The sequence below is a fragment of the Streptomyces anandii JCM 4720 genome, assembly GCF_014650655.1.
GTDB lineage: Bacteria > Actinomycetota > Actinomycetes > Streptomycetales > Streptomycetaceae > Streptomyces > Streptomyces anandii.
This window is the reverse complement of sequence record NZ_BMVJ01000031.1, coordinates 40,962-52,556: the sequence shown is the minus strand read 5'-3', so window position 1 is coordinate 52,556 and position 11,595 is coordinate 40,962. Positions and strand designations below refer to the sequence as shown.

The following is an 11,595-nucleotide window of genomic DNA, read 5'->3' as shown; positions in this document are numbered from 1 at the left end:
TGCAGTGGCAGCACACCGGGAGCGAGTGGCGGCGGCAACGCCGTTCCTACGCCGTCGGTGACACACAGTTCTTCGCCTACAGCGACGCGGCGCCGGTCGTGCACGATCTGTACAACGACGGCGACACCACGCTCCGGTTCGTCACCGTCGAACTGCTCGGCACCGCATCGCAGTCCGCCCCGACCCTTATCACGCCAGGAGATGCGTCATGACCATGCGCCTGTCCATGCACAACTGGATGCGCCCGGAGCCGCTGGAGGTCACCGTTGCGCGGCTCGCGCGGTGCGGGTACGACGCCATCGAGATCTCCGCCGACCCCCGCGGCACCGATCTCGCCCAGACCGCCCGACTGCTGGAGGAGCACGGTATCGCCTGCGCCGGCGGCCTTGCGCTGTTCATGGGCGGCCGCGACCTGGTCCACGAGGATCCGTTCATCCGGCAGGGCAGCCTGGCCTACCTGGTCGAGACCATCGACTTCGTCGCAGCCCTGGGCGGGACCTTCGTCACGGTGCCCTGCACGGTCGGCAAGCTGGTGCCGATGGCCGACGCGCAGCTGGAGTGGGACTGGTATGTCGCCGCCCTGCGAGAGGCCCAGAAATACGCCGACGACCACGGCATCCGGCTCGCCATCGAGCCGCTGACCCGTTACGAGACGTATCTCATCAACCGGGCCGACCAGGCCCTGCGCCTGGCCGACGAAGTGGGCGAGACGTGCGGGATCTGTCTGGACATCTTCCACATGAACATCGAGGAAGCCGACTGGCGGGCCGCCATCCGCGCCTGCGCGGGCAGGCTGGTGAACTTCCATGTCGCCGAGAACAACCGGCTGCCGCCCGGGTCGGGGGCGATCGACTGGACGGCGCTGCTGCGCGAACTGAACGCGGCGGGCTACAGGGGCCATCTGTCGGTGGAGTTCATGCCCGCTTTGGACCGCACCCCCCTGTCCCAGAGGCAGATCGCCGACGCCGCTGACGGATCCCTCAGCCAGGGCATGATCAAGTGGCTGCGCGACCACGCCTCCGGCGTGCTCCCCGAGGACCTCTACGAGGCTTACACCGCTCAGTCGGCCGACGTCCTGCGCCATCACCTCGCCCAGGTGGACACGGCCGTCTGAACAGACTTCCGCCGGGGTGCGGCTTCCCCTTCCGCGCCCCGGCGGATCCCCGCATCCTCCGCATCCTCCGCTCATCCCTCACTCCTCGACATGGAGCCCGCCATGACCGCGCTCAGTCGCTTCCGCAGATCCGCGGCGACCACGACCGTTCCCTTCGACACACGACGGCTGTTCGTCGGAAGCTGCATCGCCCTCGCCGCCACTGGCATGACGTTCTCCGTACGCGGCGACATCATGGGCGCGCTGGGACAGCACTTCTCCCTCAACCACTATCAGCTCGGCCTCATCGCCGGAGCGGCCTTCTACGGCTACGTCGGCGCCATCCTCGGCGGCGGCCTCCTGGTGGACGCCCTGGGCGCCAGGAAAATACTCACCCTCGCCTTCGTCGCCCAGCTTGCCGGACTGGCCCTGACGATCATCGCCCCCGGCTTCGGCCTCCTGTTCACCGGGACGCTCGTGGTCGGCCTGGGCAACGGGCTGATCGAAGCCGCGGCCAACCCCCTGGTCGCTTCCCTCTACCCACGGAACAAGACCCGGCGCCTGAACGCATTCCACGCATGGTTCGCCGGCGGTCTGATCGCCGGCGGACTCGTCGGCTACGGATTCACCCGGGCGGGCCTGGACTGGCGCATGAAACTCGCCGCGATCGTCGTTTCGGTCCTGCTCTACGGCGTGGTCCTGCTCCCGCTGCGCTTCCCTCCCACCGAACGAGTCGCTGCCGCGGTGAGCAGCCGGGAGATGTTCCGCACCGCGACCCGGCCCATCTTCCTGATCCTGCTGGCCTGCATGTTCCTTACCGCCTCCACCGAGCTGGGCCCCAACCAGTGGATTCCCGACACCCTCGGGCAGCTCGCGGGCGCCTCCGGGATCCTCGTCCTGACGTTCGTCAACGGCATCATGTTCGCCGCTCGTACCCTCGGCAGCCGCTTGCTGGGCAATGCCAGCCCGATCGCCGTCCTGGCCGTGTCGTCGGTGCTCGCCGCCGCCGGACTCCAACTGCTCGCCCACGCCCACAGCGCTGTGGGCTCGTACGCGGCCGCGGCCGTCTTCGCGGCCGGTATCGGCCGCTACTGGCCCACCATGCTCGGCGCTGTCGCTGAACGCTGTCCCAGGGGCGGCTCCTTCGTCCTGGCCCTCATGGGATCGGGAGGCATGCTCGCCACCGCCATCACCCTTCCCTGGATGGGACACATGATCGACGCTCACGGTGCGGCCTACGCCTTCGCGACGGTCAGCGTCCTGCCCGCCCTGTGTGTCCTGGCCTTCACCGCCATATGGCTGCGCGACCGCAGAACGGGCGCGGCAACCGTCGAAACCCTTACGGTCCACACCCACCCCGCCTGACCCCCGCCCGCCGGCCGGTGCCCTGCCCCTGCGCGCTTTGAGCAGGCAGGGCACCCGCTGCCGCAGCACTTGCCCTCCCACCCCCATGGTGCCCCTCATGACTGCGACCTCGCCGCCCCGACGGCCTTGCCGTGCGTACGCGCATCCGCCCCTTTCACAGCACATCGACCTGGAAGGCCATCCGGTCCCCGGCCGCCGCGCCCGCGCCGCCGTCCACCAGATGACCCACTGCCTCGGCGTGGGTGTATCTGCCGACAGCGGGGGCCGCGACACCTCCGACACCGCGGCCCTCGTCGCCACCGAACTCGTCACCAACGCCTGGCGGCACGCGGGAGGCGCCCAGGAAATGCGCCTCATCTGGGACGGCCGCACGCTCACCGTGGAAGTCGACGACAGCGGCAGCGCCTGGCCCGCTGTTCTCGCGCCCGACCGGCGGGGCGCGCAGGGGGGTTACGGCCTCCCTCTCGTCGACTCCCTCGCCGAGGCCTGGGGAACGTACTGCCGCCCGGGCGGCAAGACAGTCTGGGCGCGGTGCGCCTTTGCTGCGCGCGCCTGAACCGTGCCGTGCGCGTGCCCGTGCCCTGGCCTAGGCGCGCGAGAGAAGGAACCGGTCGGCGGCCTGCAGCGGGGTGAGGCCGTCCACGTTGATCAGAGCGTCGATCTGCTCGACACCCTCGTTGCCCAGGCGCAGGGTTTCCAGCCGGGTGACCGCCTCGGGGTGCACGAGGTCCAGCGCGTCGCGTCGGATGACCGGGCTCGCGTCGTCCACCGTGCCCAGCAGGCCCTTGGGCTCGTGCAGGGGGCGCAGGCCGTACACGCGATTGAGGTACTGCGGCCGCCACAGCGGGACGACGAACCACTCGCGGGCGGCGATCCCGCGCTCCACCCGGGCGAAGAAGCCCGGTTCGGTGCCCGGAGCGAAGGTGTAACCGAGCTCGTCCAGGCCGTACTCGCGCACCATCCGGGCGGAGAACCGGCTGATGCCGGCACCCGGGTTGATGCCGTCGATGACCTTCGACATCCGCATGGCCACCTCCGGCCGCATCAGGTCGGCGACCTCCCCGACCTGTTCCTCGGGTACATAGGACGGCACCGCCCATATGCAATACGGCCGGTATTGCGGCGCCAGGACCCGGACCCGGTCCCGGTAAGGGGACAGGTACGTGCCATGGCTGGAAGGCAGCCACGCGGAGACCAGGATGTCGAGGCGCCCCTCGTCCTGGAGATGGAACAGCTGCTGGTGCGGCGCCTCGACGCTGTTCACCCGGTGCCCGTAGGACTCAAGAACGCGTCTGGTGATGGCGGCGACGCCACGGTGGAACGACAAGGCAATGGTGCCCACGGTGAGGGTCGGCCCAGTAGGTGAGAAGGACATGGCAACTCCTTGAACAGCCCACCGGGCGTTTGGGGTTTCCGGCCCTCCGGGCGTTGGTTCCTCGGCTACGGATGTAGCGTGCTCCCGCCCATCGCCATAAGTCCAAGTACTGTCCAGCATCCTTTCCATATGCTGAGCGCATGGTGACACTGCGACAGCTGGAATACCTGGTGGCCATCGTGGACGAGGGCTCCTTCACCCGCGCCGCAGAAGCCCTCAACGTCACCCAGCCCGGACTCTCGCACCAGTTCCAGGCACTGGAACGGGAGGTCGGTGGCCCGCTGCTGGAACGGCTGCCGCGCGGTGTGCGGCTCACCCCGGCCGGCCGCTCGATGCTGCCCCACGCCCGGGCGGCGCTGGCCGAGGCGGGCAGAGCCACCGTCTCTGCCCGCCGTGCCGTCGGCGCCTTCACCGGCGAGTTGCACATCGCCACGCTGTACTCGGTCAGCTCGGGCGTCCTGCCCACGGTCCTGGGACGCTGGCGCCAAAAGCACCCGGGGGTGCGCATCCGGCTCTTCGAACACCGCCGGGATGACACGATGGCGCAGGCCATGACCGCCGGTCAGGCCGATGTAGCCGTGGGCCCGCTGCCCGAGGGCTGGGAGGGCACCGCGCGGCCCGTCGGCACCGAGGAGTTCCTGGTCGTCACGCGGTCCGACGATCCCGCGGCGCTCTCGGGCCGCGCACCGCAGGTCCGGTTGGCCGACCTCGCCGAGCGGGAGTGGGTGCTGTTCACCCCCGACAGCGGCCTGTCCGACATCCTCGAAGGGGCCTGCGCCGCGGCCGGCTTTGTGCCCAGGGCAGCAGTGCGCACCGAACAGGCTGCGTCGGCCATCGGGTACGCGGCGGCCGGACTGGGACCCACACTGGTGCCCGCCAACACCGTCCCGCCGCATTTCGCCGGCGCCCTCCTGCGTCCCGAGCCGCCTGTGCGCCGGCAGTTGACCGGATACACCCGCACCAGCCCGGACCCGGTCACCTCCTCCTTCCTGGAGGCCCTCACGGAGCCCGGACTGCTGATGCCCGGGCACGTCGCCAGACGTCTGCGTGCCGCCGGGCGTGCTCCCCGCCGCCCATGACCGAGTCCTCACCCCGCGGCCCGGTGGCGCGGCTGACCCCTGTGATGCCGGGGATCAGTACCCCCGGATTCAGCAGACCCTGCGGATCCCAGGCGTGTTCGGTGTTCGACGCCAGGTCGATGTCGACCGCGCTCCTGGTGAGGTTCAGCCAACCGGTCTTCGCCGCACCGATGCCGTGTTCCGCCGAGATGGTGCCACCCCGCCGGGACCCCTTCGGCGTTGACGGTGTCGGTGTGGCCCTCCCGGTATGCCCACAGGGCCCGGCGGGAGGGCTCATCGGTGGCGATGGCCGAGTCCAGCAGATCGGGGCTGAGCTCGAGGGCCTCGATCAGTCGTCGGCCGGATCGCGTTGCGCCGCGCACCCCAGCAGCAGATGGGCCGGGCAGGGGGTGGGGGTACGGAACGGGCCGGGCAGTTCGAGGTGCTCTTCGGGGTCCGTCGCGGCGGTCGGGCCGTTCCAGACCAGTCTGCCGTCGCGCGGCACCGAGACACGGTCCGAGATCCGGAACACCTCGTCGAGGCGGTGCGTCCCTCTACTCCGTCGACCATGGTCACCCGTTGGATCGTTTGGTGAGCCCGCGGCAGTCCAGCAGGGGCCGGACCGCCGCATCGGCTGGCTCCTGTGCCGTGGTCACGTCGCCCTCCTCACGCGGTACGTGCAATGCGCCCCTCACGCAGTACGTAATGCGCCCGCTTCCCAAGCCGAAACCATGGCAGCAGCGGCGTCCGCGTCCTACGTGGGCGCCTCTGCTCTTTCCGCTGTGCCGCTGTGTCCCGCCACATCGCCGGTCACGGAACGGCCGGCAGACTCCGCGCGCTGCCCAGGTCCGGGTCGGCTCGACGAGGTGACGTGTGGAAGCCGGCGTAGACGGTTTTGCCGTGCGGGCCCGGCACGCAGCCCCAGGAATCCGCCAGGGCGTCCACCAGGCCCAGGCCGTATCCCCCGCGCTCGCCCCGGTCGGCCTCGGGGCGGGGGGAGGGCTGCACGGGGCTGCGGTCGTCGACCTCGACCGTCAGCCACCAGCCGTCCCAGCACAGCCGCAGCTCCCTCCCGCCGCCGCCGTGGCGCCAGGCATTGGTCACCAGTTCCGAGACGACCAGCACGACAGTGTCCGCCACGCCGTCCTGCGTGACGTCGCCGGCCGTGGACAGCTCCATGGAGGAGACGGCCTGCTGGACCGCCCGGCGGGCGCTGCCGGCGGCGTCCGGCCCGCTGCGCAGCGGGACCCGCCAGCTGAACACGGTGGGGCAGGCGGCGGGACGGGAGGTGGTCAGGGGCAGGGCGTTCACGGCAGTTCCTCATCTGGTGCACACGCGTGGGCGGCGAATTCGGCCCGCGGCGGAGGCCGGGAGGTGTATCTGCGGCCCCCTCCCGGACCGGTCGCTCGGGCTCGGCAGGAGAGAGCCAAGCCCTTACATTTGCGGTAAAGCACTGACATTCAGGTAAAACGATGGACTCGGAGGGCTGCCCCGCCCAGGGGTGGCGGCCTAGGCTTTGTGGCAGATCACTGTGATCCACCACACCGGGAGGCCTGCTGTGCCGGATCACGAATCCGACGTCGACCGGTTGCGCCGCTGGTCGGACGCCGTGGCAGAGATCATCCGCCTGGTCAACTCCGACAATCAGACCGGCCTGTTCGATGTCATCGCCGCGCGCACCGCGGAGTTCACCGGCAACGACTTCTGCGCGGTGCAGTGGTGCGACCCCCGGGGCCAGACGCTGCGCATCGTCGGCTCCTACGGGCTGAACCCCGAGTACGTCGAGCACGTCAACAGTGACCGTCCGATCCGCCTGCAGCCCGAGGCCGGAGGCTTCTTCGACAGCCCCTCCAGCGTGACCTTCCGCGAGCGGCGCCCCGTGGAGATACCGGAGGTGGAGCAGGAGGGGTCCTTCCAGCCGTGGCGGGTCATCGCCGTACAGCAGGGCTACCGGTCCATGCTCACCGTCCCGATGCTGGTCGAGGGGGAGGCCGTGGGGGTGCTGGCCTGTTACCGCAGCCGGGCCGGCACGTTCGCCCCCGCCGAGCGCAGCGTGGTGGAGCTGATGGCCGAGCAGGCGGCCGTCGCCATCCACGCCGCGGAGCTGCGCCGCCGCGAGAAGCAGGTGCTGGCCCGGCTGGAGGAAAGCAACCAGGCTCTCCAGCGGCACCAGCAGGTGCTCGAACGCGCCGATCAGATGCACCGCCAGCTCATGCGGGTGGTGCTGGCCGGGCAGGGGATGGACGATGTGGTACGCGGGCTGGCCAGGGTGTTGCGCGCCCCGGTGACGATCGAGGAGGTGGCCGGGGGCGCCGTCCTGGCGCACGCCGACTTCCTGGGCCGCCGGGCCCACCCGCTGCCCGACGTCGAGGACCCGTCGGTCGCCGCCGTCCTGGACGGCGTCGACGCGCGCAAGCAGGTCAGCGTGGTCCACGCGGAGCCCGGTCCGGACCAGCCGGACGACTTCTGGGTGGGACCGGTGGTGATCGGAAGCGAACTGGTGGGCCGGCTGTGGGTGAGTGCACCGTCACAGGGCCTGGGACCCCTGGAACGGCGCGCGGTTGAACGGGGCGCGCTGGTGGTTGCCATGGAGATGCTCAAGCGGCGCACCGCACTGGAGGTCGAGCTGCGGCTGTCGCGCGATGTGCTGACCGATCTGCTGCTGGGCGAGGGAGCCCACCGGCCGGACGACCTGATGGCGCTGGCCGCAAACCTCGGGCACGACCTGTCCCGGCCCCACCACGTGCTGGTCGCCTCACTGCGCACCGCCCTCAGCCGGCAGCAGCGGGAGGTGTCCGGGCGCCGGATGGTCTCCGCGGCGCTGCGGGCGGTCGACGGCATCCGCCCCAAGCCGCTGGTCGGCCTGCGCCAGGACATCGGGATCGTGCTGCTGCCCACCTCCTCGACCAGTGCGCGCGGTCCGCGGGAGGTGGCCGGATCGTGGCGGGCGGAGCTGGCACGTCTCGTGCCGGATGCCGTGGCCACCGTGGTGGTCGCGGACTCATGCGCAGAACCAGCGGCCTACCCGGCGGCGTTCGAAGTGGCGCGCGGCGCCCTGCGACTGACGGATCTGGCCGGCTCGGGCGGACGGGTGATCGATCTGGCCGAGTTCGGCGTCTACACCCTGCTGCTGCGCAGCAGTGATCCGGGTCCGCTGCTGGACTTCGCATCGACCCGGCTGGCCGCAGTCCGTGAGCACGACGGCCGGCGGGGCACCGACTTGCTCGGCACGCTCCGCACCTACCTGCGGCTGGGCGGCCGTACCGGCGAGGTGGCGGCCGAACTGCTGGTCCACGCCAACACGGTACTCAACCGGGTGGCGCGACTGGAGAGCCTGCTCGGTGTGGACCTCGCGGACCCGGCGGCCCGGGTGGAGATCCAACTCGCCTTGATGGTCGAGGACGTCAGCGACGCAACTGCTGTGGCGCGTCACATTTCGCGGCGCTGAACTGTGGGCAGTGCCCGATGCCGGCCTGCCCGTCGCGGTGGGCGTGACGGCGCTGGCCACCCGGCCCGCGGCGGAGCAGGCGGCAGAGGCCGTCGCCGTGCCCGGACACGGTTGCGCGGGGGTGATGGTCCAGGCCAACACCGGTGACGGGCATGCGCTCGCGGACCATCGGCGGCGGGTGCACCAGGCGTGCGGCACCGGAGTGGTGGTCCAGGACTACCCGCTGCACAGCGGAGTGAAGATCGACCGGGACACCCTGGCGGAGGTGGTGGCAGCCGGCCCTTTCGTCGTCGCCGTCGAGGCCGAGGCCGCGCCGACGGCACCGTTGGTCGCCGCGATCGCCCCGCGCACCGAGGTGCCAGTGCTCGGCGGGCTGGGGCTTCGCCGACTTCCGTCGACGTGCAGGACGGTGCCGGTGACGAACGGGTTGCCCATGGCGAACAGAACGGCCTGCACCAGGTCGTCAACGCTGCCGACGCGACGTGCCGGATTGCGCTCGGCAACCCCGCGCAGGAACTCCTGGCGTTCACCCGCATCGGGGCGACCTCGACGTCACTCTCCAGGCCGAGTGCTCAATGAGTCCAAGAACCATATTTCCCCGCCGCCACAAAAATTCGGAATAGCGTCCCGCCTCCAGCACCCCCATGGCAGGAAAAGTGGGAAAGTCGTCATTGCTGCCGTCGCCGGCCCCGCGAAGAATCGGATCATGGCGCAGCGCACCCTCCTCCTCGTCCTCTTCGACGGTGTCCAGAGCCTCGACGCGACCGGCCCCATGGAAGTCTTCGCCGGTGCCGAGAAGCGGACCCCGGGCTCCTACCGCGTCCGCACCGTCTCCCTCGACGGCGGTCCCGTACGCACCGACAGCGGGCTGAGCCTCGTACCCGACGGCCCGCTGGCGGACGCGCCCGAGCCGGACACCCTGCTGGTACCCGGCGGGGAGGGTGCCCGGAACCCCGATCCGCGGCTGCTGCGGTGGCTGCGCGTGCACGGTCCGCGGGCCCGGCGCCTGGTCTCCGTGTGCACCGGCGCCATTCCGCTGGCCCGGGCCGGGCTGCTGGACGGCCGCCGGGTGACGACGCACTGGGCGTACTGCAACGAGCTGGCCCGGGAGCACCCGGCCGTCCGCGTCGACCCGGACCCGATCTTCGTCCGGGACGGGAACGTGGCCACCTCGGCCGGTGTCACCGCGGGCATCGACCTCGCCCTCGCACTGGTCGAGGAGGACCTGGGCCGGGAGACGGCACTGGCCGTGGCCCGGTACCTCGTGGTGTTCCTGCGCAGGCCCGCCAACCAGGCTCAGTTCAGTGCCCGGCTCGTCGCCCGGACCGCCCGCCGCGGACCCCTCCGGGACGTCCAGGAGTGGATCGAGGGACACCCGGACGGCGACCTCGGCGTCGAGGCACTGGCCGCCCGCGCGGCCCTGTCCCCGCGCCACTTCGCCCGCGCCTTCCAGGCGGAGACCGGTACCACCCCGGGCCGGTATGTCGACCGGGTACGCCTCGAACACGCGCGCTCCCGGCTCGAGGACACCGCGGAGGGCATCGGACAGGTCGTGCGCGCCAGCGGCTACGGCACCCCTGAGGCCATGCGCCGAGCCTTCCTCCGCACCCTCGGCGTGTCCCCCGCCGAGTACCGGCGCAGGTTCCGCCCGGCACCGGCCGGATGACCGCCCCGGCACCGGCCGGCAGACCGCCATGACGGGATCCACCGCATGACGGCATCCACCGAATGACGACATCCACCGAAAGGAAACCCATGCAGATCGCCATTCTCCTCTTCGATCAGTTCACCGCCCTCGACGCCGTCGGACCGTATGAGACCCTGGGCCGGCTGCCCGACTCGGAAACGGTGTTCGTCGCCGAGAGGACCGGACCCGTCCGCACCGACACCGGTAACCTCGCCCTCCTGGCCGACCGGACCCTGGCCGACGTACCGTCACCCGACATCCTGGTCGTCCCGGGCGGCCCCGGACAGCGGGCGCTGATGGAGCACGAGCCCCTGCTGGACTGGCTGCGCACGGCCGACGCCACGAGCACCTGGACCACGTCCGTGTGCACCGGCTCGCTGCTGCTCGCCGCCGCCGGCCTCCTCACCGGCCGCCGGGCGACCACCCACTGGCTGACCCTGGAACTGCTGAAGCAGTACGGCGCCGAGCCCACCGGCGAACGCGTGGTCCTCGACGGCAAGTACGTCACCGCCGCCGGGGTGTCCTCCGGCATCGACATGGGCCTGACCCTGCTCGGCCGGATCGCGGGCGACGAACAGGCCATGACCGTACAGCTGCTGACCGAGTACGACCCGCAGCCGCCCTACGACGCGGGCTCACCGCAGAAGGCGCCCGCCTCCCTCGTCGAGAAATTCCGCCGGCACCGCCCCTCCTGACGCAGGCGCCGGCGGCGGTGCCGGGGGTTCAGGTGAAGCGGGGCACCCGGCGCTCCGGGAACGCGGCGACCCCTCCGCCCTCTTGCCGCTGCCCCGCGCCTGCGCGGCCCGCCGGTTCCCGGGGGCAGCAGCTCACGTGCCCTGCCGGCGGTCACGGTCGGCAGGGCAGCGTTTCGCCGCCGCGACCCTCGGCGGGAGTGGTTCCCTCACGTGACGCGCACGACGACGTCGCTCGGGAACTCACGCTCCGGCGGCCCCGACTGTTGATGAGGTACGGCGCGATCAGAGCGACTCCGTACGACGTGATCTGGAGACGCGGTTGATGAACGAGTCCCGGCAACTTCCCTCTGGCGCGGGCGCGGGCGCGGGCGCGGCGCTGCGAAAGCTCGTGCCTCCGCCCGCCCTGTGCGGATTCCTGCTCCTGCTGGCGCTCACGTTCACGGTGTCGTACGCCGTCGGTGCCGCCGCGGGGCCCGTCGCGCCCGGCCTGCACGGCACCGGCACCAGCCGGGGTACCGGTGATACCGGCGGGGGTGGCGGCACGGACGACATGGGGGACATGCACGGAGGCGGCCACTGATGGGCGGGGAACCGTTGACCGCCGACCTGGTGACGACCGACCTGGCCGTCGGCGGCATGACCTGCGCGGCCTGTGTGAGGCGCGTCGAGAAGAAACTCGGCAACCTGGACGGGGTCACGGCAACCGTCAATCTGGCCACGGGACGGGCGCGGGTGAGCCACCCGCCGCGGATCGTCCCGGAGGAACTCGTCGCCGCCGTCGAGAAGGCCGGCTACACGGCGGCCCTGCCCGAACCGCCCGAGCGGTCAAGGACGCGTGAGGGCACGGACGCGGGCGAGTCCGAGGAAGCACGCC

At 71.3% G+C, this 11,595-nt stretch carries 15 protein-coding genes; 10 read left to right on the top strand and 5 right to left on the bottom strand.

Annotated features, from left to right (window positions below; all coding sequences use genetic code 11):
* The 4 genes from IE249_RS32885 to IE249_RS32870 all read left to right on the top strand — a co-directional run.
* The coding region (locus IE249_RS32885) for a cupin domain-containing protein (RefSeq protein WP_229859778.1) at window positions 1-212 on the top strand (212 nt) is incomplete at its 5' end.
* Window positions 209-1,114: a sugar phosphate isomerase/epimerase family protein gene (locus IE249_RS32880; RefSeq protein ID WP_189710758.1), complete on the top strand. Its 906-nt coding sequence runs from the start codon at window positions 209-211 to the stop codon at window positions 1,112-1,114. The genes IE249_RS32885 and IE249_RS32880, both read left to right, overlap by 4 nt.
* Window positions 1,115-1,216: 102 nt before the next feature.
* Window positions 1,217-2,458, top strand: a complete 1,242-nt coding sequence (locus IE249_RS32875; protein WP_189710756.1) for an MFS transporter — start codon at window positions 1,217-1,219, stop codon at window positions 2,456-2,458.
* A gap of 97 nt (window positions 2,459-2,555) precedes the next feature.
* Window positions 2,556-3,014, top strand: a complete 459-nt coding sequence (locus IE249_RS32870; RefSeq protein ID WP_189710754.1) for an ATP-binding protein — start codon at window positions 2,556-2,558, stop codon at window positions 3,012-3,014.
* A gap of 30 nt (window positions 3,015-3,044) precedes the next feature.
* Here the strand turns inward: IE249_RS32870 and IE249_RS32865 are convergent, their stop codons facing one another.
* Window positions 3,045-3,833 (bottom strand): glycine betaine ABC transporter substrate-binding protein, encoded by a 789-nt coding sequence (locus IE249_RS32865; RefSeq protein WP_189710752.1) that lies wholly within the window; start codon window positions 3,831-3,833, stop codon window positions 3,045-3,047.
* Window positions 3,834-3,973: 140 nt separating this feature from the next.
* On the opposite strand from IE249_RS32865, the gene IE249_RS32860 reads away from it, so the two are divergent.
* The gene (locus IE249_RS32860) at window positions 3,974-4,912 is read left to right on the top strand and encodes a LysR family transcriptional regulator (protein WP_189710750.1); all 939 of its coding nucleotides are present in this window, start codon (window positions 3,974-3,976) and stop codon (window positions 4,910-4,912) included.
* On the opposite strand, the gene IE249_RS40215 is transcribed toward IE249_RS32860, so the two are convergent.
* The 3 genes from IE249_RS40215 to IE249_RS32845 all read right to left on the bottom strand — a co-directional run bounded on the left by IE249_RS40215 (window position 4,833) and on the right by IE249_RS32845 (window position 6,202).
* On the bottom strand, window positions 4,833-5,189 hold the full coding sequence (locus IE249_RS40215) for an FAD-linked oxidase C-terminal domain-containing protein (RefSeq protein WP_189710748.1): 357 nt from the start codon (window positions 5,187-5,189) through the stop codon (window positions 4,833-4,835). The genes IE249_RS32860 and IE249_RS40215 overlap by 80 nt on opposite strands.
* A gap of 51 nt (window positions 5,190-5,240) precedes the next feature.
* Window positions 5,241-5,423 (bottom strand): hypothetical protein, encoded by a 183-nt coding sequence (locus IE249_RS32850; RefSeq protein ID WP_189710746.1) that lies wholly within the window; start codon window positions 5,421-5,423, stop codon window positions 5,241-5,243.
* A 278-nt stretch (window positions 5,424-5,701) separates the two neighbouring features.
* Entirely contained in the window at window positions 5,702-6,202 is a 501-nt protein-coding gene (locus IE249_RS32845) for an ATP-binding protein (RefSeq protein WP_189710744.1), read from the bottom strand.
* A gap of 247 nt (window positions 6,203-6,449) precedes the next feature.
* Here IE249_RS32845 and IE249_RS32840 point away from each other — a divergent pair, with 247 nt between their 5' ends.
* A complete protein-coding gene (locus tag IE249_RS32840; RefSeq protein ID WP_189710742.1) occupies window positions 6,450-8,339 on the top strand; it encodes a helix-turn-helix domain-containing protein in 1,890 nt (629 codons plus the stop codon).
* Between the two features lie 216 nt (window positions 8,340-8,555).
* Here the strand turns inward: IE249_RS32840 and IE249_RS32835 are convergent, their stop codons facing one another.
* On the bottom strand, window positions 8,556-8,795 hold the full coding sequence (locus IE249_RS32835) for a hypothetical protein (protein WP_189710740.1): 240 nt from the start codon (window positions 8,793-8,795) through the stop codon (window positions 8,556-8,558).
* A 250-nt stretch (window positions 8,796-9,045) separates the two neighbouring features.
* Here IE249_RS32835 and IE249_RS32830 point away from each other — a divergent pair, with 250 nt between their 5' ends.
* From IE249_RS32830 to IE249_RS39240, 4 genes are all read left to right on the top strand, one after another.
* Entirely contained in the window at window positions 9,046-10,005 is a 960-nt protein-coding gene (locus IE249_RS32830; RefSeq protein WP_189710738.1) for a GlxA family transcriptional regulator, read from the top strand.
* An 89-nt stretch (window positions 10,006-10,094) separates the two neighbouring features.
* The gene (locus IE249_RS32825) at window positions 10,095-10,721 is read left to right on the top strand and encodes a DJ-1/PfpI family protein (protein WP_189710736.1); all 627 of its coding nucleotides are present in this window, start codon (window positions 10,095-10,097) and stop codon (window positions 10,719-10,721) included.
* 322 nt (window positions 10,722-11,043) lie between these two features.
* The gene (locus IE249_RS32820; RefSeq protein ID WP_189710734.1) at window positions 11,044-11,301 is read left to right on the top strand and encodes a hypothetical protein; all 258 of its coding nucleotides are present in this window, start codon (window positions 11,044-11,046) and stop codon (window positions 11,299-11,301) included.
* A partial coding sequence (locus tag IE249_RS39240; RefSeq protein WP_229859777.1) for a cation transporter occupies window positions 11,301-11,595 on the top strand: 295 nt, incomplete at its 3' end. The genes IE249_RS32820 and IE249_RS39240, both read left to right, overlap by 1 nt.

Bases quoted from the DNA above. Each gene is read 5' to 3' on its own strand.
- IE249_RS32880 (WP_189710758.1), top strand. From the start codon at position 209: ATGACCATGCGCCTGTCCATGCACAACTGGATGCGCCCGGAGCCGCTG.
- IE249_RS32875 (WP_189710756.1), top strand. From the start codon at position 1,217: ATGACCGCGCTCAGTCGCTTCCGCAGATCCGCGGCGACCACGACCGTT.
- IE249_RS32870 (WP_189710754.1), top strand. From the start codon at position 2,556: ATGACTGCGACCTCGCCGCCCCGACGGCCTTGCCGTGCGTACGCGCAT.
- IE249_RS32865 (WP_189710752.1), bottom strand. From the start codon at position 3,833: ATGTCCTTCTCACCTACTGGGCCGACCCTCACCGTGGGCACCATTGCC.
- IE249_RS32860 (WP_189710750.1), top strand. From the start codon at position 3,974: ATGGTGACACTGCGACAGCTGGAATACCTGGTGGCCATCGTGGACGAG.
- IE249_RS40215 (WP_189710748.1), bottom strand. From the start codon at position 5,189: ATGAGCCCTCCCGCCGGGCCCTGTGGGCATACCGGGAGGGCCACACCG.
- IE249_RS32830 (WP_189710738.1), top strand. From the start codon at position 9,046: ATGGCGCAGCGCACCCTCCTCCTCGTCCTCTTCGACGGTGTCCAGAGC.
- IE249_RS32825 (WP_189710736.1), top strand. From the start codon at position 10,095: ATGCAGATCGCCATTCTCCTCTTCGATCAGTTCACCGCCCTCGACGCC.
- IE249_RS32820 (WP_189710734.1), top strand. From the start codon at position 11,044: ATGAACGAGTCCCGGCAACTTCCCTCTGGCGCGGGCGCGGGCGCGGGC.